Source organism: Mucilaginibacter sp. NFR10 (assembly GCF_900100445.1).
GTDB classification, from domain to species: domain Bacteria; phylum Bacteroidota; class Bacteroidia; order Sphingobacteriales; family Sphingobacteriaceae; genus Mucilaginibacter; species Mucilaginibacter rubeus.
In genome coordinates this window covers 65287-89051 of the sequence record NZ_FMTV01000005.1, presented here as the reverse complement: position 1 = coordinate 89051, position 23765 = coordinate 65287, and the positions used below count along the sequence as shown (strand labels likewise).

Sequence of the window (23765 nt, the reverse complement as noted above, 5' to 3'; positions counted from 1 at the left end):
GTTTTTAAAACGCGGCCAATGTTTCTTTTAATGTTTTAACCGCCTCTGTATTGCTGCTTGCCTGCGCAAAAATATCCTGCGAGGTGGCTTTGGCTCCATAATAAGCAGCATTTGAATCCTTATCAATGCCCAGGTTTGAGCCATTGATGGTTATTCCGGCAAACAAACCACGGCTGCGTGAGTATGAATAAACCTCAGCCTGTAGCTTATAATCGGTACTTGCAGTCGAACTGCGGCCCACAGGGCCGGCTGCTGCAGAAATATCGCCGCCGATAGTAAAATCACCATTCTTGACTTTGGTTAATACACCTTTATGGCGGAACACCAGCACCAGATCAACCGATTGTACGCCAATTTGCAAGCCAAAGCTACCGCCCGTTAAGGTAACAAACACCGGATCACTCCATTTGCCATTACCCAGTTTCACCATGGCTACGCCTTTACCGCGTTTACCGCCAATGCCAAATCCGGCATTGATGAGTTTGGGGATGATAACGATGCCTTCGTATTCTTCCAATAGCTGATGCGGGATGCTTTCCTTCATCTTGGCAAACTCTTTCAACACATTTGACGAATTATGGATGCGTTCTGTCTGTTTGCTGTCGTCGGCCGGTTTTGCCGATATCATTACAAAAAAGAGACCTAACAAAACCGGGAGTCTCAAGAATTTTAATGTTTTCATGGGGATGGATGATTAATATTATTAATTATATATTCAATACTTAACTAACCCCCAAAACACGTACTTGTTTTTTTATTTTATGTAATAGGAAAGTCAAACACGCTCAATTTTGCATATAAAACAACATGCCTGGGCATTTCTGGCATGCAAATATTCAACATTATCATTTTCAGCAAATATTCCGCTGATCAGTTCATCAACATCGGCATCACCAACAAGCCGGGTTAAAACCATTTGCTGCGCTTTGCTGTAACCTATAAGCGACAGCGGGAAACTCTTTTTATTAGCCTTAATCTCCGGCGGGAAACGATAAATGTCGCTGTATTCCTCCACATCTTCAGCGTGAATAAAAATAGGTCCCGGCTGGTTATAGGCATTTTCGATTTCAAAAGGCGAATGTTTTAGCAACAGGCGTTTATCAACGTTACGTTCAAAGGGTTTAAGTGAAACCCGGCATGGTCCAAGCCCGGTAGCCAGTTGTTCAACCACTTCGCCTCCAAAATCGTCGGTCATGGTTGTCCTTATTTTTTTGGCGAATGATTTTGATAGCGGTACAATTTTAAATGTGCTCATGATTATTGTTTTTTAGATAGATCAAAGTTCGCGCGATAAACAAAGCGTTTCAACCCGAAACTTGCGGAGTTTATTTATCCGAACCGTGATTTATAGGATGAAGGATTCACCGGATACCAATAAATAGTTTGAAAGCAAATCCGTTAATCCCAAACATCAGTTTAATCCCGGTTCAGATAATCTGCACATCTGAAATCCGCACATCTGCACATTTCCTTATCTTTGCCTCAATGGACAAGCCCGGAAAACAACAGGTATTTTCTATCGATACTGATGAACGATTTAATGAAACAGCCTTGCAGGTTTTCAATTACCAGGCACAGCATAACCCGGTTTACAGGCAGTTTATTGAAGGATTGAAAATTGACACCGCATCAATTACATCTTACAGCCAGATCCCATTTTTACCTATCGAGTTTTTTAAGTCACATACTATATTAAGTACCGGTGAGCCCGTCGAGGTAACCTTTACGAGTTCAGGTACCACCGGGATGATCACCAGCAGTCACCGGGTTACCGATATAACCTGGTATGAGGAAAGCTTTCGGCGTGCCTTCAATATTTTTTATGGTGATATCAGGGATTTTACTGTACTGGCTCTGCTCCCATCGTACCTGGAGCGCGAAGGTTCATCGCTCATTTACATGGTTAATGACCTCATTAAACAATCAAATCATCCGGATAGCGGTTTCTTTTTGTACAATCATGACGAGCTGTTTCATCAACTTAAAAAACAGCAGGATGTCGCGAAACCTACGCTTTTAATTGGCGTTACTTTCGGCCTGCTCGATTTTATTGAAAACTATCGCGTTAACTTTCCTGAGCTTGTTGTAATGGAAACCGGCGGCATGAAAGGCCGCCGCAAGGAAATGATCCGCGAGGAGCTGCACGCCATTTTGGGCAAAGGCTTTGGTGTAGAGCAGATTCATTCGGAATATGGAATGACGGAGCTGCTGTCACAAGCTTACTCCAAAGGCGACGGCATTTTCAATTGCCCGCCATGGATGAAGATCATCATCCGGGATACTAACGATCCGCTCAGTACGTTACAAACTGGTAAAACAGGCGGCATCAGCGTTATTGACCTGGCCAATATCAACTCCTGCGCGTTTATAGCCACGCAGGATTTGGGCAGGATTTACCCTGATGGCTCTTTTGAAGTATTGGGCCGGTTTGACCAGTCAGACATCCGCGGATGTAATTTGCTGATTGCTTAATACCATTTGAGAACCAAGACCTCAGGAATCAAGATTCCGGAAAACTTGATTCTTAACGCTTGATTCTTGACTCTTTAACAGGTATAATTGTTATTTTTGCGCGCATCATAAATGCTAAAAATATGATTGAGAAATTTTTAAACGAGGAACAGGACCCTAAAACAGTTGAAAAGGTTTATTCACGCCTTGTTGATCTACTTTCTTCAGGCGAAGAGGTTATCTACATTGCCGTTCAGAAAAAGCCGCTGGTAAACCTTTTTCCTGATTGTATAGCTATTACCAACAAACGTGTATTGTTTTTTACCCCGGCCAACCTTGGGCTATCTATCAAGTTTGTTGATTTTGTTTGGAAAGATATCGTTGACGTATATACCAAGGAAGAAATTATCGGTTCCATTTTCAGCGTAAAAACCACCGGTGGCGCCGAAATGGCTGTTGACTACCTGCCTAAAGTTCAGGGCCGTAAATTATACCAGTACGCCCAGGAACGTAAGGAAGTTGAGCGTGAAGCCCGCCGTCAGCGCGACCTGGAGCAAAAACGTGCCGAATCAGGTGCTATCCAGCTGGAAAACTCGCCTGCCCGTGCTTTTGTAGCACCGGCATCGCCTCAGCCGTTTTCTCAACCAAATGGCTATACAGCACCTGCTGCACCGGTAACGCCACCCGCACCAGTCGCGGCCCCTGCTCCTGTTGTACAGGAAACACCTCCGCCTGCCGCACCAAAGCCTGATGAGCTTACCGAAAAACTAAAAAAACTAAAAACCTTGTTTGATAATGGCCTTATTTCGCAGGAAGAATATAATGCCAAAAAACTTGACCTCTTGAGTGACTTATAGTCTTTTAGGGGACATCGTACCCTTATAAAAAAAGGAGGCCGTATCAATGTGATACAGCCTCCTTTTTTATCTACAGGCTGGCAACTAACCTCTAATCACCAGCCCCTAATCTTTAAAAAGAATTAAAGCGCCAAAACTTCTTTAACACGATCAGCAGCTTCTTTAAGCAATATTGCCGAGTAAACTTTCAAACCTGAGTTATCGATCAGTTCTTTTGCTTCGGCAGCGTTTGTGCCCTGTAAACGAACAATAATTGGCACCGGGATATTACCGATCTCTTTGTAAGCATCAATTACGCCTTGCGCAACACGGTCGCAACGAACGATACCACCGAAGATGTTGATCAGGATGGCTTTTACGTTAGGATCTGAAAGAATGATATTGAAACCAGCTTTTACAGTTTGCGCGTTGGCAGTGCCGCCTACGTCAAGGAAGTTGGCAGGCTCACCGCCGGCAATTTTAATGATGTCCATAGTAGCCATAGCTAAGCCGGCGCCGTTAACCATACAACCTACGTTACCGTCAAGCTTCACATAGTTAAGGTTTGATTTGCTGGCTTCAACCTCGGTTGGATCTTCCTCATCAGTATCACGCATTGCAGCGTAATCCGGATGACGGTAAAGCGCGTTATCGTCAAGGTTTACCTTAGCGTCAACAGCTAAAATTTTATTATCAGAGGTTTTTAAAACGGGGTTAATTTCAAATTGCGATGAGTCGGTACCTTCATAGGCTTTATATAAAGCAGCAATGAATTTGGTCATGTCTTTAAATGCTTCGCCTTCAAGGCCAAGGTTAAAGGCTATTTTACGGGTTTGGAAACCCTGTAAACCAACTTTAGGGTCAATCTCTTCTTTAAATATAAGCTCAGGGGTTGAATGTGCAACTTCCTCAATATCCATACCGCCTTCGGTGCTGTACATGATAATGTTACGGCCACGTGCGCGGTCAAGCAATACGCTCATATAAAACTCTTTGGTTTCGCTTTCGCCTGGATAATAAACATCCTGTGCTACTAAAACCTTCTTAACCTTTTTACCTTCAGGACCGGTTTGCGGAGTTACCAGTTGCATACCTAAAATATTGCCGGTATGTTCTTTTACCTGGTCGATGTTTTTGGCAAGCTTAACGCCGCCGCCTTTACCACGGCCACCTGCGTGAATCTGTGCTTTGATCACTACCCAGCTTGAGCCCAGGTCTTCTTTCAATTTTTGGGCAGCCTCAACAGCCTGCTCAACAGTATCGGCTACAATGCCTTCCTGAACTCTAACGCCATAGCTTTTTAATATAGCTTTACCCTGATATTCGTGAATATTCATGTTTTGAAGAATTTGCGGTAAAGCTACAATTTTGTTTGAAACGGTAAACACCTTGTTTCAGTTTATTTGCCCTTATCGGGGTAAATAACATTGTATTTACAAAGGATGCAAAGTACGGGAAAGTTAGGTAATTGAATATTAAGCACGCTAAGCCGCAACGCCGCAAAGAAAGTGGGAGAATTTGTTTTCAGTTGAGAGCCTCCTTAAATCATTTCATTCAGCTCTTTGTCAGAATCAGGATTTACAGGATTTTAAGATTAATAGAATGTTCGTCAAATCAGAAAAATCGGGTGTCAACATAATCAAGAATCATCAACGGTAAAAACCGGTGAAATCATAAATCAATCGGTGTAATCCCAACAAAATAAATCCAGCTAATCCGTTAACTTTGCCAAATGCTTAAAGCCAGATCTATCCATAAATCATACGGACAGTTACAAATATTAAAGGGCGTTGACCTTGAGGTACAAAAGGGCGAAATCGTAACCATCGTTGGGGCTTCAGGTGCCGGAAAAAGCTCGTTACTTAACATATTAGGGACCCTTGACCGGCCAGATTCTGGCACTTTAACCATTAATGATATTGAACTAAACAAACTAAACAATAAACAACTAAGCGATTTCCGGAACCGGCAGATTGGTTTTATATTCCAGTTTCATCATTTACTGGCCGAGTTCAGCGCTCTTGAAAACGTTTGCATCCCGGCCTTTATAGCAGGAAAATCAAAATCTGAAGCAGAAAAAAAAGCGGCCGGGTTGCTTGACCTTTTGGGTTTGAAAGACAGGCTGCACCATAAACCTAACCAGCTATCTGGCGGCGAGCAACAACGGGTAGCTGTGGCACGTGCGTTAATCAACAATCCGGCACTTATTTTTGCCGATGAACCTTCAGGCAACCTTGATTCGGTAAACGCGCTCGAGCTTCATGAATTATTTATTAAGTTGAAGAATGATTTCAGGCAAACCTTTGTAATTGTTACTCATAATGAAGATCTTGCAAACTTGTCAGACCGTACAGTTACAATGAGAGATGGTTTAATTGTTAACGGTCAGTAGCTATATGAGCATTTTAATTACCGCCGCCACAACGGCACAAGCCTACCAGCTCAAAAACAAACTTGAAGGAAAAAATATTATTTTGGGTGATCATATGGACTTGCCCGATTTTATGGTAAAAACGGGCAAAATGATAATGTTGCCCAATCCAGCTTCGGCAAGTTATACGCATGAAATGCTAACGCTTTGCCTGGATAAGAGCATCGATTCGGTTTATTTATTAAGGCCTGATGAAACAACACTCTTACTAAAGGCCGAAACCCTTTTTAATGAATACGATATAAACCTACACGTAATTGCTTAATGGACTATAAGGATATTGATAAACGTAAAACAGCTTTTATTTTTGAGTTAGATGATGTGCTTTATCCGGCAAAGGATTACTACTTTCAGGCTTATTACCTATTTGCAAACATGCTTGAATATATTGAGCTGATAGATGCAAAGGCCGCAACCAAAGTATTAACTGATACGTATATAGCTGAAGGGAAGGATGCCGCATTTAACCGTTTGACGGAGCAGTTCCCGGTGGCCGAACAATACCGCGATAAATTTGAGAACCTGCTTTTAACTGCCAAATTACCGCTAAAACTGCTTTTATATCAAAATATACTTACCTTAATGCAGGATATTGTGGTCGACCGCAAAAAATTGTTTATTGTAACTAACGGCAATGTTCAGGAACAGGTAAATAAAATTAAACAAACCGAATGGCACGGGCTGGAAAAATATCTCCGCTGCTATTTTACCGAAGAAACCGTACCAAAACCCGAACCAGATGTAATTAACCTGCTTATTCAGGAACATGGCCTCCAGCGTAAAGAAATAGTGATGATTGAAAATTCGGAAACAGACAAGCTTTGTGCCGAAGCCAGCGGCATTGACTGTATCAGTGTTGAAGACTTTTTATAGTATTACCTATAACATACTTACTAACAAGGCGTTTTAATACTTAAACTCAAGTGTATGAGAAAAATATTTTACTTTTTAGCCCTTATTTCCGTTGCATCGATATCTGCCTGTAAAAAAAATAAACCTATTAATAACGGCGATGATGGTACTACCGGCCCGCCAAGCACCGGTACCGCGCTTGATCGTATAAGGGACTCGGTTTATCTGTATCCGCAGGAAACCTATTTGTGGTACAATCAGCTTCCTACCTATAAAAACTTTCAGCCCCGTAACTATGTAAGCAGCGATACCATCACCGGCTTAAGCAGCGAGGTTGACCATTTATCGCAATATGCCATAAATCCGGCAAGCTCTCAACCGTATGAATATTATGATAATACCGGTACGGCCAAATACTCGTTTATTGATGATGGATCCGTATCAAACGAATTGAGCGGTAATGGCGGCGACTTCGGTTTTTCGGTATTCTACCCTACGCGTTCGGATCTGAGGATCAAATATGTATACCCTGGTTCACCTGCTGATAAAGCTGGTATTAAACGCGGGTATCAGATCACCAAAATAAATGGACGTACCGACCTTACTTACGATGACGGAGGTACGACTACCCAGTTTGTAATACAAGCCTATGCATACAGCAAAACTATCAGCATGACATTGGCCAGACCGGATAATACTACCGTTGATGTAACGCTTAATACTGCTAACTATACCATAAACCCTGTTATTACTTATAAAACACTGGACGCCGGCTCGGGCAAAAAAGCCGGTTATATGGTTTTTAATTCGTTTACTGATAAAACCAATGCCGGTCCTAAAATATTAGAGGCCTTAAACAGCTTCATGGGCATTTCCGATTTGATCGTTGATTTAAGGTATAACGGTGGCGGATCCGTTGAAACTGCAGAATATTTTGATAACCTTTTAGTACCATCGGCTAAGAACGGCACTAAGATGTACACAGCTTATTTTAATGATAAGCTTACAAATGATAACTATACCTTGTTTAAAAACCTTTACGAAATACCCAAAGGTTTTTTTTCGGTAAGCAACCAAACTGTCAATTTCCAAAAACAAGGGTCGCTTAATTTAAGCCGGATATTCTTTATAGTTGGTAGCGGTACTGCCTCGGCAAGTGAGTTAACCATTAATAACCTGATCCCTGAACTGGATGTTGAATTGATCGGCTCTGTCACCTATGGCAAGCCTGTTGGTTTTTATGGTATTGATATCAATAAATACCAATTGTATATGCCAATGTTCTCCACAAGAAATTCGGCAAACAATGGCGATTATTATACCGGTATGACACCAGGACAAGGCATTTATAAAGGTGTTAGCGCTGTAGATGACCTGACCAAAGATTTCGGCGACCCTACCGAAGGGTTATTAGCACAGGCTTTGAGCTATATCTCGACCGGTAAGTATAAAACCGGTTCAGTAACCACACAAAGCCTGGCTACCTCATCAAAAAACGTGCTTTCGGCCGATCAGAAACGCGCGATGGAACAGAGGTTCACTCGCAGCAAAGTAAAAGGTTTGATGCTTAAAACACCATCGGTGTTTAGAAAGAAGAACTAAAATTTTTCCGTATCATTTAAAGGCGGAGGGCTGAAAAGCTTTTCGCCTTTTTTATTATGCTAAAGCTACGCTATGCGCTTGCCGTTGTTGGTGTTGTCACCAACAACTTTATGCTATGCGTACCGGCTTTAGTGGTTAATAAAATCCTACAGGTATAACAAGTTGTTGGTGACAACACCAATAACGGCGAAAGGCGCGAGCTTTTAGTTTTCCGCCTTAGGCTTTAAGCTCTAATCAGCCAGTTCCCTTAAATCAACAGGGACAACGCGGGAAATCCCCTGCTCAACCATGGTTACGCCGTAAATAACATCTGTACTTGCAATAGTTCGTTTGTTGTGGGATACAATGATGAATTGAGAATCTTTGGAGAAGGTACGGATAATGTTATTGAACTTATCAATGTTGGTATCATCAAGCGGCGCGTCAACCTCATCAAAAATACAGAAAGGTGCAGGCTTTAGCAGGTACAGCGAAAAAAGTATAGCCGTTGCGGTAAGTGTTTTCTCCCCTCCAGATAGCTGGTTGATGGATAGCGGACGTTTCCCTTTTGGCTTCGCGATGATATCAATATCTGACTCGAGCGGATGATCAGGATCAGTCAGGATCAGATCGCATGAATCTTCCTCATTAAACAATGAGCGGAATACTTTGATAAAGTTTTCACGCACCATCATAAAGGCCGTCATGAACTTATCTTTGGCGGTATCGTCAATTTCCTGAATGGTAGCAAGTAATGATGCTTTAGCTTCGCTCAGATCTTTCTTTTGCGCCTGGATAAAGGTATAACGTTCGTTCATTTCGTTATACGCCTCTACCGCCATTGGATTTATGGCGCCAAAATCATCCAGCTGTTTTTTTAGCTTTTCGGCTTTCTCACGCAGGTCCTGCTCATTTTCACCTTCGGGTACTTCGCTTTCGGGCAGGTCTTCAATATCTATATTAAACTCAACCGAAAGACGCTCTTTCAGCGCGTTCAGGTCTATCTTTAAATTATTTCGTTCGTCGCGCAGCTCATTCTCAATAACTTCGCTGTTCTCTTTTTTGCGCCTCAATGAGCTTACCTGACTCTCATTTTCGGTGATGAGGCCGCGCCATTGATAGTACTCCTGTTCGGCTTGTTGTGTGGCCTTTTCCAGGTTTTCCTTCTGCTCATACATTTCGAGCAGGTTATCGTCGGAGTTATCGGCCAGCTTCAGGTTTTCCTGTATAGCAACTTTTACTTTTTCAAGCTCGTTGCTATTTTGCCTTATACGTGTTTCAAGGCTTTCCTGCTGGGTATCCCGATAGTCAAGGTCTTTCATTAAACCCGATACCTTATTTTGTTGCTGATGAAAACGGATGTTTTCCTGATTGTAGGCGTTTGACTGTACGGAAACGTATTCGTTCAGCTCGTTAAAAGCCATCTGCTTATCGGCCAATAAATCGCTTTGGATCTGGCGTTGAGTTTTTAGCTCGGCCAATTGCGGTTGTAGGGCAGCCATTTCATCTTTTATCCCGGAAATTTTACGGGCGATATCTTCTTTACGGTTAAGGCTGTTTTCAATAAAAGTTTGATATTGCTCCTGCCGGGTTTTAACAGTAATAAGTTCATTATTTAACCTGTTCAGGATCTGTTGCTGCTCATTAATCTCAGCTGCTTTGGTGGACGAGCGTAAAGCAGCAAGCATGTTCTGCAATTCATCAGATTTTGCACGGAACGCCCCTACCTGGTTCTCTACCCCACGGATCTCCTTGGCCAGGTTTTCCAGGTTTTTAGCACGACCGATCCTTTTACCCTCAAACAAACCCACCGACCCACCGGCCATGGTATGTTTTGATTTATTGAATTTACCGCTTTTACCTATCAGCACCACGCTCTGCGGCAAAGTTTCGCTGTTGATTTGCCCTTCCTTATCGTCATCAACCAAATAAACACCCTTAAGCAGGTAATTACAAAGTGGCAGGTAATGTTTATCAACCTCAATAACACTCAGCGCAGGGATAGCACCTTCCTTTTCGAAGCTGATTTGTGAGGGCGCTTCATCAGCGTAGTTGTTCAGCACAAAGAAGTTTGCGCGCCCTTTAGCCGAATTACTGAGCAGGTTGATGGCCTTCACCGCATCGTCATAGCTTTCAACTACGTAATAGTTCATGAGCGGTTCAAGGTAGTTTTCGATAGCTACACGAAACTCCTCCTTACAAAAAAGCACATCGCTAAACAGTGGTGCATTTTTGGCCCAATCGGTATTCTTTTTCAGGAACCTTATTGACTCCGGGAAACCTTCCAAACTATCAACCATGCTTTTGGTAAGGTTGTATTCGTTTTGCTTGGCATCAAGGCGGCGGCTCTCTTTTATAATGGTATCCTTAACCGAATTCAACTCAACATCGGTTTCGGCAATTTGTTCTTTTAACTTATTTTCAAACTCAACGGCTTGTTGAAATTCATCATCGAGGGTTTCTTTGCGGTATTGCAGCTCGGCAACCACCTGGTTAAAGTGCGAAAGCTCCACCTCTTTATTGGTGGTATCTTCCATATTCCGCTGGCTTTCCTGTTCTAAAGCCTGTTGCTGGATCTGTAAGATGTCCAGATCCTTTTCAGCTTTGTAAACCTGGTTTTGCAGGCGGGTGTTGATATTGTTAAGCTCGTTTAGCTCGTTACGGGCTTCGGTTTGCTGTGCCCGTAATTCGTCAACAGCCTCCTTTAAATCAGTTACCCTGCTTTGAATAGTTTGCAGGGTTTCGTCTTCAGTAGCCTTTTCCTCGCTTAAACGCTTGATATTGTATAACACGTGATTCAGCTGGTTTTTGTCCCGTTCTAACTCTTCAGTCAAACGCGATTCTTTATCCTGCTGAAACTTCAACTGTTCATTCTTGATCTTCTTTTCGCTTTCGTAAGCCCGGATCTTTGAAACAAATTCATTAGTAGTTTTTTGCTGAACAGAGAGGTTCTTTTCTTTGGTGATACTATCCAGCTTCTGCTGTTGCAGCGTTGCTTCCAAAGTATCTATCTGGGCGATGATATCGCCCTTCTCGGCCCTATGCTTTAGCTCCTGCTCCTCTATCTTTTTCAATGATTCGCTGAAAGCCACGATCCTGAACGAAGCCAGCATAATGCTCAATGTTTTATACTGCTCTTTGAGGCGATAGTATCGTTCAGTTTTCTTCGCCTGGTTCTCCAGCGATTTGAGGTTCTTCTCAATCTCAAATAGCAGGTCATCCACACGGGCCAGATCAGCCTCGGTTTCCTTCAGCTTGCTGAAAGTTTGCTTTTTACGAAGCTTGTATTTGGAGATGCCCGATGCTTCCTCAAACAGGTTACGGCGTGAGCCCTCCTTGTTGGTAATGATCTCATCGATCATCCGGAGCTCGATGATAGAATAGGAGTCGGAGCCGATACCCGTATCCAAAAAAAGATCGGTAATATCCTTTAAACGGCACTGTACATCGTTAAGTCGGTATTCGCTTTCGCCTGTGCGATAAAGTTTACGGGTAAGCGTTACCTGCGAATAATCGGTAGGCAGTACGTTTTTGGTATTATCAAAAGTGAGGGAAACCTCGGCAAGGTTAGCTGATTTACGGCTTTTGGTACCGTTAAAAATAACGTTATCCATTTTTTCCGAACGGAGCATCCGGGTGCTTTGCTCACCCAAGACCCAACGGATAGAATCAACAACATTTGACTTACCGCAACCGTTAGGGCCTACAATAGCGGTAACACCCTCATTAAAATTGATGGTTATTTTATCGCCAAAACTCTTGAAGCCCTTGATTTCTAAACGGGTAAGCTGCATTTAATTTATTAAGTACCTTGCAAAGTCCAAACCTCCAAAGTAATTATAAATAATTGAGTTTTGAAATATATTTTGAGGTTAAAGGTAAAAGGATAAAGGTAAAAGGATAAAGGCAAAAGGTTACTGGCAGGGTTTGTATAACGTCATTGCTTTGTTCCTACCGATGACGACTCAAAAAGGGTGTCATACTGAGTTCATCGAAGTATGGTGGGCTGGCCTCTGCACCCAACCGTTCGGTAACTCAGGGTGACAACTCCTTTTTTGCCATTTATCTTTAGCGGGCCGGACTTTTACATATTCGTAATGACAATTTATAATTTAAACCCTTATCTCCCCCTTCAAATAAGTAACCGCTTTGCCACTCATCAACACGCGGTTACCTTTAAGCTCGCACCAAAGTTCGCCGCGGCGGGCTGAGAGCTGATAGGCATGAAGCGTATCTTTACCCAGGCGTTTTGCCCAGTACGGGATCAGGTTACAATGTGCAGATCCGGTAACCGGATCTTCAGGAATACCTGCGCCGGGCGCAAAAAAGCGGGAAACAAAATCAGAGTTTTCGCCAGGTGCGGTAGCTATGATCCCTACCGTATCCATTTTTGACATGGCGAAGAAATCGGGCGTAAGCTCCCTGATATCCTGCTCGGTTTCATAAACAATGAAATAATCACGCGAGCGCAAAAATGCTACCGGTTGCTTTTCGCCAAGCGCTTCGGCTAATCCATTCGGCGCCTCAATGGGGATTGGCGGACGCGATGGAAAATCCATCGTATATTTATCGCCATCACGCTTTACGGTGAGCGTTCCGGCTTTTACAGTTTCAAAATGAATGATATCACCCTCATAGCCCAGTTCCGAAAACAGAATATGAGCAGATGCCAGGGTAGCATGCCCGCAAAGATCTATCTCATACTCGGGCGTAAACCAGCGAAGCTTATAACCATCGTCGTTTTTCACAAAAAAAGCGGTTTCGGCAAGGTTGTTTTCAATGGCTATCATTTGCATGGTAACATCGGGCAACCATTCATTAAGCGGACAAATTGCCGCCGGGTTACCGCCAAAAAGCTTATCGGTAAATGCGTCGGCCTGGTATATAGGGATGGTCATAACAGATATGGTATTTTAGCTAATATAACGAGGTGAGCGTCAAAATGCAAAAATATGAGAACCAAGATGCGAGAATACGAGAATCATGATGCAAGACTATGAGAATCAAGATCTTTCTTATCCAGCTTCTTTATTTTTTTTGCTTCTTTATTCTTGTATCTTGATTCTTGCAATCCTGCTTCTATAATTGTTCGATCCATAAAACGGAATTACCCGAATTATATTGGTTAGGTTCGTAAAGTTTATTGCCAGGGTCTATCATCCATTTACCATCCACAATAAACTTGTATAGTTGCTTGCCTGGCTTCAGGTAAACACTTACCGTCCACTCTTTACCGTTAAAAGCAAGTGTGTAACCAAAATCATCAAAGTTGTTAAAACTGCCCGCTAAATGAACCTTTTTAGCATTATTGAAACCGCTTAGCTTAAACGTATAATTTGGCTTCACCGAAATATATGAATTAACAACGCCGCCCTCCATCATATTACGAGGGTTTTTGGGGTCGGTGATCCAGTTATCATCCACAACAAACTTATAGCCATAATTGCCCGGCGGAATAATTAAGGACGATGCCCAGCCCGTTTTGGTTTTGGTAAGCGGGATCAAGCCATGCTCCCAATTATTGAAGCTTCCGCCTACGTACACTTTCTTTGCGCTGGTATAACCATCAAGCTTAAACACAACCGTTTCGCCAAGGTTCAGTATTGAGTTTGTATATCCATCAGCGGCCTGGATCTTATTGGGATTAGCCGGGTCGGTGATCCATTTGCCATCAACCAGGAAACGATATGCCTGTGTACCTTCGTGCAGGTAAAGCTGTTTTTGCCAGCCTTTGGGACTTTTCTCGAGGACGATATTGTTAGCGTCCCAATCATTAAAGCTCGCCGCCAGTGTTATTTTACGGGCATTGGCATATCCGTTCAACTTAAAAGTGTAGTTATAACGAAAATATATCGAATTATCGTCATGATCGCTCATCAGGTTGTTATAACGGTCGCTGATCCAATGGCCATCCACAATAAATTTATATTCATACTTGCCGGGTTTCAGCTTTATGTCGGCAATCCAACCACTGTCGGTTTTGGCCATGATACCTTTAAGGGTGCTCCAGTTATTGAAGTTGCCTGATAGCAGTACCCTTTTACTTTGGGCATACCCAGGCAAAAAGAACCGGGTTAAACCAGATGCTAATTCATGAACAGTGACTTTAGCAAAGTTATTGATACCGAAGTTAACATCAGCCGGATACCCCGGCGACTCATTATCATTGTTATCTATTTTAGTAGTTATCAGGTAAGGGGTGGCTTGCGGGTTAAGATTAAGGGTCTCAAGCGGCCTGTCGAACTCTATTATATTTCCCCGTTTTCCGGCCATTGCCCAGCCGTCTTTTTTCAGGGCGGTAAAATCGCCTTTTAAAACAGCAGCGGCATTTGCATCTTTTAACCCGGCTTTTCTGAGCAAGCTATCCACTTCTGTTTTGGATGAGCGCATATCAATAAGCAGTACGAGATTATCCCTGCCCATGATCAGGTTATTTCGCTTTTGTGCTCTTGCCTGAATGGCCACGCAAACCATCGCAAAAAAAACAATAACTATACGCCCGCGCCTTTTCATATTACTGGTTACTGTAAATGTACATTTCAAATTCTTTTTTAACAAAGTTGATGGTGAATATGCCGCGCACAAAAAAGTCATATCCTAAAACACCATCAATTTTATAGCCATACGCATTCCCCATTTTTTCGAGATTGGTTATTAAAATACGGTTTTTCATATACTTTCGGTCGCCGACAACCAAATTATCAAAGCGCGTATAAATCACCTCGATGGAAGTGCCACCAATACCCATAATTTTTGAGCGGCTGATAACCTCCATATCAGGAACCAGTTTTTTTGAACGCCGGTAGTCGAGTAAACTGGTTTCGGCGGCGCTGTCAAAAGCAAACCAAAGCGCATTGTCGTTAACAGTACCCTTCATTAAAATAACATCATTGAGCATACGGAAAGGACTTACCATAAAACGATCGTGAAATACCTTTTCGGTTTCGGGGATGTTACCATTCTCATCAAGTTTTTGGATGTATAACGTATTTCTGAAAAGATCAACGGTAATCGCGAAATCGGAAAATAGCCCGGTACCCAGCAATCCCAATATTTTGATCCGCTTACCGTTTTCGATAGATGATAGGTCGGTAACATCGGCCCGGAGCTTTGGATAGTGCAATTCGAGGATGTTAAAATTACGGATATAAGTAGTAAAAGAGCTGCCGGCAACCCCGTTAATCCCGGCAGATTCCTGTTCAGCCACGTGTGGCAGATCCCTAAAATAGGTTTCATTTAAAACAAGATAGGGTGCGCCTGTATCCAGTACAAAGTTGCCTTCAAGAGTATCGATCTGAGCTTCAATAAGAATTAGGTTCCCAGCCCTTTTTATCGGAATGACTAAAGTTTTAAAATCACCGGTGGGCGATGGATCAGGATCGGGTTTTGCATTTTTAAAGGTGATGCCATTGATAGTCACTTTCTCGCTGCCCGCCGCACTGAAGCAACAGAAAACTAAAAAAAAGATCAACAGATAAACCTTAGGCATCGTATTAAATACTATACCTAATAGACCCTCATTTTATGCCTTAAGTTACACAGTCTAACAATTAAATAATGTGACTGATGTACCCGTACCTGACCAGATCATCAGGACTTTTGATGGCTTTAGTGCTTCCGTCAGTGATCAGGACTATCCTATCAGCTACATCAAGAATGTTATAATACTGATGATCAGTAACAATGATACCTTTTACCTTAGCGCATTTACGAATGATACCCTTAAACATTTCCGCCTGCACCGGCGAAACATGAGTAAATGGCTCATCGAGCAATATAAAATCTGCCCGGCTGTAAATACACATCAGGGTTTCCAATTGCCTGAGTTCTCCGCCGGATAGCTGGCCGGGCTTTTTGTGATGATGATCCTGGTAAATTGACAATGAGGTAAATTCATCAGTAAATTGAGGATCGATAATGGTACCAGCAAGGCTTTGGATCTTTATACTTTGCGGCAGATAATTGTGCTGGGGCAAATAAGCTACCCGACCATCGTCATAACCTTTATAAATGTGTTTATCGTCGATGCTGACGTGCTTGTAAGTTGGCTTTAGGCTACCGAAAATAACCCGCAGCAGCGATGACTTGCCACAGCCGTTACGGCCAAGCAAACCTACCACCTCGCCCTGGCGGCAATCGAGATAAATATCCTGTAAAATCTTGCGTCCATCAAACTCGAGGTGAACGCTGTCGGTTTTTAAAATATACTGACCCAATATTTTACCAGTTTTAAGAGCGATAACAGTATTCCGTAGGCCAGGGCATCGCACGTAAGGGCGTACAGGTATAATCTGTCGATCCCGTAACCTGCATTACGGAAGTAGAAGAAGGTTTTAGTTGAGTTGTAATTATAATACCGGAACCCGATGATTAAACCATAACTCATTATTTTAAAAATGTATGATTCTACAATATTAACCTCTCCGCGAAACAAATAGTAGATGCAGATCATGTTGATGGTCATGCACCATAACAACATCGATTTATAAAAATACCAGGTGATTTTTATGGTGTTACGCATTCAGCTATTCATGACAGGTGAGCTAAAATAACGCAGGTTGTGGCTTAAAATTTTCCCCATAGATATTTCTATTTTATTCACCTGCAGATTCTCCTGGCGGATGGGTTCAGCGATGCAGCAACTGCAGACACAGTTTTTGATGAGCCAGCACTTACTCCATACTGATGTGTTGTTCCACCTGCAAAACGGGAAATGCTCATTTTCATGTTTACGTCCACGCTTATTTTAGCGTTGCTATGTGAGCGCGGACGCTTGAAGGGAATTGCATAATCCCCTTGCTCACAAACCTTATTCAACCCGATCCTTTAGCGCTGCTTCCCAGCCTATTATTGCGTTTTTACGGGTACTGCCCCAATGATATTGACCGATTTCGCCGGTTGATTTGATTACCCGGTGGCAAGGGATCAGGAACGCTACGGGGTTATTACCTACCGCTGTGCCGACTGCGCGATAAGCGTTTTCGCTGCCTGCTTTTCTGGCAAGTGAGGCATAAGTGGTCAATCCGCCGGCAGGTACTTTCAATAATGTTTCCCATACCTTGATCTGGAAATCGGTTCCTTTTAAATGCAGCTTGATCTCGTCCAGACGGCTCCAATCCTGCGTAAAAATAAACAGGGCGTTCTGCTGGATCCTGTCAACCAACTGGTTGAATACCGCGTTAGGAAAACTTATCTTCAGTTGCTCCAATGCTTTCTCTTCGCCCTCATCAACAAACGCCATGTGGCAAATCCCTTTAGCAGTGGATGCTACGATCACCTTACCAAAAGGTGTATCTGCAAACGAATAGTTGATATGCAGCATGGCTCCGCCGTTACGGTATTCGCCAGGGGTCATACCTTCTACCTTAATAAAAAGGTCATGCAGTCGGCCACCTCCCGAAAGTCCTGTCTCCATCGCGGTATTAAAAACATTAGCGTCTTCATGTTTCAATATTTCCTTGGCATGCTCCACACTCAAATACTGCAGGAATTGTTTTGGGGTTACCCCTGCCCAATCCTTAAACATCCGTTGAAAATGAAAGGGACTTAAATTAACATGTTCCGCAACTTCGTCCAGTTTAGGCTGTGCCTTAAAATTCTCCCTGAAAAAGCCAATCGCGTCGGCTATGCGGGTATAATCTATCTCTTGTTGAGTTTTCATAAAGCCTTTTTTTAATAAATTCAATTGTGTTTTTTGTATTTATAACACAAAAGTACCAGCCTCGTCTATGCTCAACAATCCGATTCTTGCGGAGTTTTCAGGCGATATGCTCTTCGATTATCTTGCTTAAAACTACCGCATTATTTAATTTCGGCTCTTTTGAAGAAAACACCAGCGTCACTGTTTTATGCTGACTGATATAATCTACCAATTCATCCAAAGCCTTTGCACCCTCAATTTCGGCGCGGTATTTTTGGTTAAAGGCTTCAAATTTTTCAGGATCATGGTTGTACCATTTTCTTAGTTCGTTAGATGGAGCTACATCTTTAAACCACTTGTCAATTCGTTGGTCTTCCTTTTTTATCCCCCGCGGCCAAAGGCGATCCACCAAAACCCTAACGCCATCTGCCTCGGTATAAGGTTCATAAACCCGTTTAAGTTTAATCTTCATGATAATGTATTTTAATACTTTTTCTTCGATGGAACCGAAAGTATAAATTCCGCAAGAATCGGATTGCCCACCAATCTTACTAACGATAGTTTTGATACTATTCAAAATAACAAAAATGACACCGGAACAAACACTTAAAGATCGTATCAAAAATCTTGATTGGGATCAAATTAATAAAACATTACATGACAAGGGTTTTGCAATTGTTAAACAGGTTTTACGTGAACGCTACTGCGATACATTAATCAGCGATTATGACGCAGATGCTTACCGCAAAACCGTCAACATGGAGCGCTACAGATTTGGATATGGCGAATACAAATATTATAATTACCCGCTTCCTGCAATTATAACCGATTTAAGGGAGAGCGTTTATTCGTACATCGTACCTGTGGCCAATAAATGGATGAATGAACTTGGTTTTGACAAACAATTCCCCGGCACCCATGAAGAAATGAAACAGTTAAGCCATGAAGCCGGGCAAACCAAACCCACAGCCCTGATATTGCAATACACAGAAGGCGGATTTAACACACTGCACCAGGACCTTTACGGCGAGGTATATTTCCCCATCCAAATGGTTTTCATGCTCGATCAACACAACAGAGATTATACCGGCGGCGAATTTGTAATCACCGAGCAAATTCCGCGGGCACAATCAAAAGTTAATGTACTTACTCCAGACATGGGTGATATGGTTTTATTTACCACTAACTTTAGGCCGGTAAAAGGCAGCAAAGGTTATTACAGGGTAAATATGAAACATGGAGTAAGCCCGGTTCACAGCGGTAAGCGCCATAGCCTGGGCATTATATTTCATGATGCACTTTCTTAAACACATTGATGTAATTTTAACCGATGCTGCAGAACCGCGTAAATCCATTTGGCCAACTCATTAAAACTCCCGAACGTGGCGCCTGGCTCGGTAACCGCGGCGTAATACATAACGAGTGCAAGGAGATAGTACGCCCCTTTAAAATCAAAGCATGGATAACTTGCGTTTTGGAGTTCAGGGGCCGCCATCGGGAAATCATGCAGCCCAACCGGTGGACGGAACTATTCTTCCTTGACGAAGCTACCGCATTTTCGGCCGGGCACCGCCCTTGCTTTCAATGCCGGTATAAAGACCATCAAAAGTTCAAACAGTTTTGGCTAAAAGGAAACCCGCAATATGGTTTCGATATGAAAACACCAGTATCCAAAATAGATGACATTTTACAGGCCGAGCGAATTACCGTCGATAAGTCAAAAGTTACTTATGACGAAAATATAAGGGCATTGCCAAACGGAACTTTTGTGATTCATGAGGGGCGGCCATATTTGCTTAAAGATGACGAGTTGCACTTGTGGAGCGCCGTGGGATATGAAGAAGGAATAGCATTACCCCATGTGGATAAACTGCAGGTGTTAACTCCCCGTTCTTTTGTGAATATGTTTAAAGCAGGATATGCACCGCAAATGAGTATTTAACTTATAATGCTAACAAATATCAGGGATTAAATAATTTCCAATGTCCTTCGGTAACAACCTCAATTACTCCATCGACAACTTTAATGGCGGTTTGATCGTCAATAGCGTATGATGGTACAGGTGTGGAAGCAGCCAGTTTCTCAATATTGGCCAGTGAATTCTCAGGGAACCATTCGTAGTCTAAATGAGGGTGAATAGCAAAATCAACAACATTCAGCGACTTATCACTGTTAGCCGGTAACACATGGTTGCCATAGGTTGTGCCAAACCGGGTCATGATCATACTGCCGGCACTTAAACCTACGTATACCATTTTATGCAATAACGATGGCAACAGCTCTGCCAGGCCGGATTGCTGCATCCAATAGGTCAGGTACTGGCAGTCGCCGCCACCTACCAGTAAAGCATCGGTTTCCCGGAGCATATCAACCCATAATTCTTTTTTGATACTGGGTAAAGCGGTAAGTTCCAATAAGCCCAGCGATTTCCAACCTAATTGGCAAAAGGGATCACCTAAGGACCCGCAAATAACCCTTCGTACTATGTCGCCGCCATTAGGAATGGCGTATATCGCGGTAGGAATAAAAAGGGCATTCGTCTCAGCAATTGGCTTGCCCAGTAGTTCAATGAGCGCATTTTGAATGCTCATATTGCTTATACCGGCAGAAGTGAGAAGCAGCTTCATATTTGTTTATATCGTGATTTTGCGTAATAAGCTTAAGGTTACCAATATAATTCAAAAGGTAACCGGGCTTATAAATAATTCATTTGATTATTTCACCCATTATAATGTAGCCGCACACCCGCATGCCGGCTTTCAGAAGAAGTGCCTTAGAAGCGTGATTATTGACGTTGCACCGGGCTGCAGGAACCCTATTTAACCGGTAGGCTTCCTTTTTCAACTCCTGCATAAGGAAAACGCCATATCCTTGTCTTCTTAAATCTTCCTTTACTTCATAGTAAATATCGATATAAGGGAAATTATAATTCCAGATAAAACCACCTGTAGCAATAACTTCACCATCTTTTTGTATACTGTAAGCATTCCATTCGTCTGCATTTTTACTTTTTACAAACTGCGCATCATCTATTGCAAATGCCGTTTCAAAAGCCGTTTCGAACAGAATAGCCTCGGCATTGATGTTTTTTGTTAGTTCAAACGCCATACCCGCAAGTAAGATATCATTGGTTTGGCATTCTACGAAGCCGGCACCCGAGGCTTTTATAAATAGCTCAAAGATCTGCCTGGCATGCTTTCTGAAAGGTTTATCTAAAAAGAACTCACATATGGTATCCCTTTCCTCGCGTTTATCTTTTCCCCATACCGAACCATAACCAATGGGGATGTCGTTATCCTTAAAAAGATAAGTGTCTACCCAACCTGCACCATGACATTTGTTATACACAAATTGAAATTTTGCTTCTGCAAGAAATAACCGGCGATGCGATTCAATATCTACTTCCTGTACTTTTACGACGTCAAATTTCATTTGCACGTTAAAATTAAACTACTAAGCATAAATATACCAAATAACAACAATTAGTAGTACCGGAGCCGAAGGAATTCCTGTTCTAAACCATATTTCGATATCAACCAACAGTATTTTCAGATGCAAACAGTTTGCAAAGCCTCTTCCATCCATTCAATCCTTTAATTCGTCGGTACAAAATTTCATATTAAAGCCTCACGGCTACTTTTACACTATCAAATAATAATTTGATCAGTGATAAGGTTTAGGTGATGGCCCCCAAGCAGCGAGTGCAAGGGGGCTTTCTTATATAATCCACTCATCCCTATTTTTAGGTAAAACACGCCGCTACCTCGTTCATCTATACAATTTCCCGGTTCACCGACACATGGTTGTTAAAACTCCCACTCATCTTCACCTTTGATTTATAATTCAGAAGCAGGGACACTGAATTATAGTTTTTTTCGTATAGATGGAGCACCTGTGCAATGTACAGGTGCTTTTTTTAAATTAGACGCTAAAATATGTGCCAGCCAGTGGCTTCGGCATTTATGAATAAAAGAATCTTAAAATAAAATGATCCGCTCAAAAGCAACCACTTTTTTTATTCATGCTGCAGGCTGGCTTGTGTTTTTAGGGTTCCCGCTATTATTCATGAACCGCACACAGCAAAGCAGCGCCGGCACCTATGCCGTCCTGTTTTCGCCTTACTACTGGCTGTTTTGTCTCACCTATATATTTATGTTTTACCTGAACGCCTGGTACCTGGTGCCAAAGTTCGTGTTCCGTAAAAGATATCTCTGGTATGGGATTATTGTGCTATTACTTTCAGGCTGTGTTTACTTTTTGCAGCCTTTTGATAACCTGCTTCTTCACAATCTCATTAAAGGGAATAAACCAGTAGCAACAACAGCCCCCAATCCGCAGCCTATAGGACCGCAAATTACACCAACGGGGATTGACAGCTCAGCACCTGATCAGCAAAATATGCCTTTCGGCCCGTTGCCGCACGAAGATCTGCGGATGCAGGATCCCAGCCTTAAACCCACCAACCGAATTATTTTCATTCATCAATCCGGTAATATTGATATGGTAGGCTTATTTATTTTTATCATTGTGATGGGGCTGAGCGTTGCCATTGCCACGGTTCAAAAATGGCAGCTTACCGAGCAGATGGTTACCCGTGCCGAGGCCGAAAAAGCCCATGCCGAACTCTCTTTTCTTAAAGCCCAGATCAATCCTCATTTTTTATTCAATACGCTGAATAATATTTATGCCTTATCGGTCACCAATAGCGAGCATACTTCCGAGAGCATCATGAAACTCTCTAACATCATGCGCTATGTAACCGATGAGGTAACGGAGGATTTTGTTTTGCTGCAAAACGAAATTGATTGTATCAATGATTATATCGATCTGCAACGCCTGCGCCTCGGCAAAAAAACAAAGCTTGATTTTGAAGTTTCGGGCAAGATTGACAATCAAAAAATTCCGCCCCTGATACTAATGACCTTTATTGAAAACGTTTTTAAATATGGCGTAAGTAAACACCAGCCATCAGTTATTAATATTTGCTTAAGGGTAAACGGCAACCAAATGCTGTTCATCTGTAAAAATACCATTTTCGAAAAACGACCTGCCACCGAACGGAAAGGGATCGGCATTGCCAATAACCGCCAGCGCCTGCAACATATTTATCCTAACAAACACCGGCTTGACATTAGCGTGGCCGATGGTAATTACATTGTTGAATTGGAGATTAACGCTTAAACTATTTATAATGCAATTAAAATGTGTAGCTATTGATGATGAGCCGCTGGCCCTTCAAATAATTGAAAAATATGTAGCCGAATATCCCGCGCTAACATTGGTTAATACTTTTGAGGATGCGATATCGGGCGGGGAATACCTGAAAATGAACAAGGTGGATGTGCTGTTCATAGATATTAACATGCCTGATATTACCGGTATCGACCTGGTAAAATCATTGACTGATAAGCCAATGATTATTTTTACCACTGCCTACAAAAATTATGCATATGAAGGTTACGAACTGGAAGCGGTTGATTACCTGCTGAAACCGATCAATAACCAGCGCTTTGGCACAGCGGTTCAAAAGGCAATTGGCTATTACCAGTACAAACATACCAATACCCCAAATGAAAGCGATTTCCTGTATGTGCATTCAGAATACAGACTGATCAAGATCAACATTAAAGACATTGAATACATTGAAAGCATGCAGGATTACATCAAGATCCATATGCTGGGCGTAGCCAAACCCATACTAACACTGATGCCCCTGAAAAGTGCAATTGAAAAACTGCCTGCATCAAAATTTATCCGCATTCACCGCAGCTTCGTGGTAGCGCGTGATCAGATCAGGTCTATCCACAACCGCAAGGTAAAACTAACCAACGTAGAGCTTCCTGTAGGTACAAACTATACCGATTTTATCAAAGACTGGCACAAATAATCAATTCATCGGCACATTAAAGGCATTGAACGACACATTATTTTACAACCCCTTAAATAGCCTCAACTTTATATTATTAAAATTGAT

Annotated in this window: 23 protein-coding genes; 10 read left to right on the top strand and 13 right to left on the bottom strand. The window is 42.4% G+C overall.

Annotation, left to right across the window (positions count from 1 at the left end):
• Window positions 1-4: 4 nt before the first annotated feature.
• Window positions 5-682: a lipid-binding SYLF domain-containing protein gene (locus tag BLP33_RS17510; RefSeq protein WP_175490050.1), complete on the bottom strand. Its 678-nt coding sequence runs from the start codon at window positions 680-682 to the stop codon at window positions 5-7.
• 93 nt (window positions 683-775) lie between these two features.
• Window positions 776-1255 carry a DUF1203 domain-containing protein gene (locus BLP33_RS17505; RefSeq protein WP_090531466.1) on the bottom strand — a complete coding sequence of 160 codons (480 nt, stop codon included), beginning with the start codon at window positions 1253-1255 and terminating at the stop codon, window positions 776-778.
• A 230-nt stretch (window positions 1256-1485) separates the two neighbouring features.
• Here BLP33_RS17505 and BLP33_RS17500 point away from each other — a divergent pair, with 230 nt between their 5' ends.
• The gene (locus BLP33_RS17500; protein WP_090532027.1) at window positions 1486-2472 is read left to right on the top strand and encodes a LuxE/PaaK family acyltransferase; all 987 of its coding nucleotides are present in this window, start codon (window positions 1486-1488) and stop codon (window positions 2470-2472) included.
• A gap of 122 nt (window positions 2473-2594) precedes the next feature.
• Complete coding sequence (locus BLP33_RS17495; RefSeq protein ID WP_090531464.1) at window positions 2595-3308, top strand: PH domain-containing protein; 714 nt, start codon at window positions 2595-2597, stop codon at window positions 3306-3308.
• A 122-nt stretch (window positions 3309-3430) separates the two neighbouring features.
• Here BLP33_RS17495 and sucC read toward each other — a convergent pair whose 3' ends face one another.
• Entirely contained in the window at window positions 3431-4624 is a 1194-nt protein-coding gene (gene sucC / locus BLP33_RS17490) for an ADP-forming succinate--CoA ligase subunit beta (RefSeq protein WP_090532025.1), read from the bottom strand.
• A gap of 395 nt (window positions 4625-5019) precedes the next feature.
• Here sucC and BLP33_RS17485 point away from each other — a divergent pair, with 395 nt between their 5' ends.
• From BLP33_RS17485 to BLP33_RS17470, 4 genes are read left to right on the top strand one after another with little or no spacing between them, the layout of a single operon-like run.
• Entirely contained in the window at window positions 5020-5679 is a 660-nt protein-coding gene (locus tag BLP33_RS17485) for an ABC transporter ATP-binding protein (RefSeq protein ID WP_090531462.1), read from the top strand.
• A gap of 4 nt (window positions 5680-5683) precedes the next feature.
• The gene (locus BLP33_RS17480) at window positions 5684-5983 is read left to right on the top strand and encodes a hypothetical protein (RefSeq protein WP_090531460.1); all 300 of its coding nucleotides are present in this window, start codon (window positions 5684-5686) and stop codon (window positions 5981-5983) included.
• On the top strand, window positions 5983-6591 hold the full coding sequence (locus BLP33_RS17475; protein WP_090531458.1) for an HAD family hydrolase: 609 nt from the start codon (window positions 5983-5985) through the stop codon (window positions 6589-6591). The genes BLP33_RS17480 and BLP33_RS17475 overlap by 1 nt, the downstream gene beginning before the upstream one ends.
• Before the next feature lie 54 nt (window positions 6592-6645).
• Window positions 6646-8172, top strand: a complete 1527-nt coding sequence (locus tag BLP33_RS17470) for a S41 family peptidase (protein WP_090531456.1) — start codon at window positions 6646-6648, stop codon at window positions 8170-8172.
• Between the two features lie 230 nt (window positions 8173-8402).
• Here BLP33_RS17470 and smc read toward each other — a convergent pair whose 3' ends face one another.
• The 8 genes from smc to BLP33_RS17435 form a co-directional block, all read right to left on the bottom strand.
• Window positions 8403-11945, bottom strand: a complete 3543-nt coding sequence (gene smc / locus BLP33_RS17465; RefSeq protein ID WP_090531454.1) for a chromosome segregation protein SMC — start codon at window positions 11943-11945, stop codon at window positions 8403-8405.
• Window positions 11946-12263: 318 nt separating this feature from the next.
• Window positions 12264-13049, bottom strand: a complete 786-nt coding sequence (locus tag BLP33_RS17460) for a PhzF family phenazine biosynthesis protein (RefSeq protein WP_090531452.1) — start codon at window positions 13047-13049, stop codon at window positions 12264-12266.
• 181 nt (window positions 13050-13230) lie between these two features.
• Window positions 13231-14664: an early set domain-containing protein gene (locus BLP33_RS17455; RefSeq protein WP_175490049.1), complete on the bottom strand. Its 1434-nt coding sequence runs from the start codon at window positions 14662-14664 to the stop codon at window positions 13231-13233.
• Window position 14665: 1 nt separating this feature from the next.
• A complete protein-coding gene (locus BLP33_RS17450; RefSeq protein WP_090531448.1) occupies window positions 14666-15640 on the bottom strand; it encodes an aspartyl protease family protein in 975 nt (324 codons plus the stop codon).
• 61 nt (window positions 15641-15701) lie between these two features.
• On the bottom strand, window positions 15702-16367 hold the full coding sequence (locus BLP33_RS17445; RefSeq protein ID WP_175490048.1) for an ATP-binding cassette domain-containing protein: 666 nt from the start codon (window positions 16365-16367) through the stop codon (window positions 15702-15704).
• Window positions 16349-16672: a hypothetical protein gene (locus BLP33_RS27195; RefSeq protein ID WP_139160014.1), complete on the bottom strand. Its 324-nt coding sequence runs from the start codon at window positions 16670-16672 to the stop codon at window positions 16349-16351. Before BLP33_RS27195 ends, BLP33_RS17445 begins: the two co-directional genes overlap by 19 nt.
• Before the next feature lie 288 nt (window positions 16673-16960).
• The gene (locus BLP33_RS17440; RefSeq protein WP_090532023.1) at window positions 16961-17812 is read right to left on the bottom strand and encodes a methylated-DNA--[protein]-cysteine S-methyltransferase; all 852 of its coding nucleotides are present in this window, start codon (window positions 17810-17812) and stop codon (window positions 16961-16963) included.
• A gap of 97 nt (window positions 17813-17909) precedes the next feature.
• On the bottom strand, window positions 17910-18263 hold the full coding sequence (locus BLP33_RS17435; RefSeq protein ID WP_217633184.1) for a DUF488 domain-containing protein: 354 nt from the start codon (window positions 18261-18263) through the stop codon (window positions 17910-17912).
• 115 nt (window positions 18264-18378) lie between these two features.
• On the opposite strand from BLP33_RS17435, the gene BLP33_RS17430 reads away from it, so the two are divergent.
• Both BLP33_RS17430 and BLP33_RS17425 read left to right on the top strand, forming a co-directional pair.
• Window positions 18379-19098 (top strand): 2OG-Fe(II) oxygenase, encoded by a 720-nt coding sequence (locus tag BLP33_RS17430; protein ID WP_090531444.1) that lies wholly within the window; start codon window positions 18379-18381, stop codon window positions 19096-19098.
• Window positions 19099-19121: 23 nt separating this feature from the next.
• Window positions 19122-19733 carry a hypothetical protein gene (locus BLP33_RS17425; protein WP_090531443.1) on the top strand — a complete coding sequence of 204 codons (612 nt, stop codon included), beginning with the start codon at window positions 19122-19124 and terminating at the stop codon, window positions 19731-19733.
• Between the two features lie 19 nt (window positions 19734-19752).
• Here the strand turns inward: BLP33_RS17425 and BLP33_RS17420 are convergent, their stop codons facing one another.
• The gene (locus tag BLP33_RS17420) at window positions 19753-20418 is read right to left on the bottom strand and encodes a Type 1 glutamine amidotransferase-like domain-containing protein (protein WP_090531442.1); all 666 of its coding nucleotides are present in this window, start codon (window positions 20416-20418) and stop codon (window positions 19753-19755) included.
• Window positions 20419-20497: 79 nt separating this feature from the next.
• Window positions 20498-21223 carry a GNAT family N-acetyltransferase gene (locus tag BLP33_RS17415; RefSeq protein ID WP_090531440.1) on the bottom strand — a complete coding sequence of 242 codons (726 nt, stop codon included), beginning with the start codon at window positions 21221-21223 and terminating at the stop codon, window positions 20498-20500.
• A 555-nt stretch (window positions 21224-21778) separates the two neighbouring features.
• On the opposite strand from BLP33_RS17415, the gene BLP33_RS17410 reads away from it, so the two are divergent.
• Together BLP33_RS17410 and BLP33_RS17405 are read left to right on the top strand one after the other, a co-directional pair.
• Window positions 21779-22972, top strand: coding sequence for a sensor histidine kinase (locus BLP33_RS17410; protein WP_090531438.1), 1194 nt, complete (start codon window positions 21779-21781; stop codon window positions 22970-22972).
• A 10-nt stretch (window positions 22973-22982) separates the two neighbouring features.
• A complete protein-coding gene (locus BLP33_RS17405; RefSeq protein ID WP_090531436.1) occupies window positions 22983-23678 on the top strand; it encodes a LytR/AlgR family response regulator transcription factor in 696 nt (231 codons plus the stop codon).
• The last annotated feature ends 87 nt before the right edge of the window (window positions 23679-23765 follow it).

Bases quoted from the DNA above. Each gene is read 5' to 3' on its own strand.
- BLP33_RS17510 (WP_175490050.1), bottom strand. From the start codon at position 682: ATGAAAACATTAAAATTCTTGAGACTCCCGGTTTTGTTAGGTCTCTTT.
- BLP33_RS17505 (WP_090531466.1), bottom strand. From the start codon at position 1,255: ATGAGCACATTTAAAATTGTACCGCTATCAAAATCATTCGCCAAAAAA.
- BLP33_RS17500 (WP_090532027.1), top strand. From the start codon at position 1,486: ATGGACAAGCCCGGAAAACAACAGGTATTTTCTATCGATACTGATGAA.
- BLP33_RS17495 (WP_090531464.1), top strand. From the start codon at position 2,595: ATGATTGAGAAATTTTTAAACGAGGAACAGGACCCTAAAACAGTTGAA.
- sucC (WP_090532025.1), bottom strand. From the start codon at position 4,624: ATGAATATTCACGAATATCAGGGTAAAGCTATATTAAAAAGCTATGGC.
- BLP33_RS17485 (WP_090531462.1), top strand. From the start codon at position 5,020: ATGCTTAAAGCCAGATCTATCCATAAATCATACGGACAGTTACAAATA.
- BLP33_RS17480 (WP_090531460.1), top strand. From the start codon at position 5,684: ATGAGCATTTTAATTACCGCCGCCACAACGGCACAAGCCTACCAGCTC.
- BLP33_RS17475 (WP_090531458.1), top strand. From the start codon at position 5,983: ATGGACTATAAGGATATTGATAAACGTAAAACAGCTTTTATTTTTGAG.
- BLP33_RS17470 (WP_090531456.1), top strand. From the start codon at position 6,646: ATGAGAAAAATATTTTACTTTTTAGCCCTTATTTCCGTTGCATCGATA.
- smc (WP_090531454.1), bottom strand. From the start codon at position 11,945: ATGCAGCTTACCCGTTTAGAAATCAAGGGCTTCAAGAGTTTTGGCGAT.
- BLP33_RS17460 (WP_090531452.1), bottom strand. From the start codon at position 13,049: ATGACCATCCCTATATACCAGGCCGACGCATTTACCGATAAGCTTTTT.
- BLP33_RS17455 (WP_175490049.1), bottom strand. From the start codon at position 14,664: ATGAAAAGGCGCGGGCGTATAGTTATTGTTTTTTTTGCGATGGTTTGC.
- BLP33_RS17450 (WP_090531448.1), bottom strand. From the start codon at position 15,640: ATGCCTAAGGTTTATCTGTTGATCTTTTTTTTAGTTTTCTGTTGCTTC.
- BLP33_RS27195 (WP_139160014.1), bottom strand. From the start codon at position 16,672: ATGCGTAACACCATAAAAATCACCTGGTATTTTTATAAATCGATGTTG.
- BLP33_RS17440 (WP_090532023.1), bottom strand. From the start codon at position 17,812: ATGAAAACTCAACAAGAGATAGATTATACCCGCATAGCCGACGCGATT.
- BLP33_RS17435 (WP_217633184.1), bottom strand. From the start codon at position 18,263: ATGAAGATTAAACTTAAACGGGTTTATGAACCTTATACCGAGGCAGAT.
- BLP33_RS17430 (WP_090531444.1), top strand. From the start codon at position 18,379: ATGACACCGGAACAAACACTTAAAGATCGTATCAAAAATCTTGATTGG.
- BLP33_RS17425 (WP_090531443.1), top strand. From the start codon at position 19,122: ATGCTGCAGAACCGCGTAAATCCATTTGGCCAACTCATTAAAACTCCC.
- BLP33_RS17420 (WP_090531442.1), bottom strand. From the start codon at position 20,418: ATGAAGCTGCTTCTCACTTCTGCCGGTATAAGCAATATGAGCATTCAA.
- BLP33_RS17415 (WP_090531440.1), bottom strand. From the start codon at position 21,223: ATGAAATTTGACGTCGTAAAAGTACAGGAAGTAGATATTGAATCGCAT.
- BLP33_RS17410 (WP_090531438.1), top strand. From the start codon at position 21,779: ATGATCCGCTCAAAAGCAACCACTTTTTTTATTCATGCTGCAGGCTGG.
- BLP33_RS17405 (WP_090531436.1), top strand. From the start codon at position 22,983: ATGCAATTAAAATGTGTAGCTATTGATGATGAGCCGCTGGCCCTTCAA.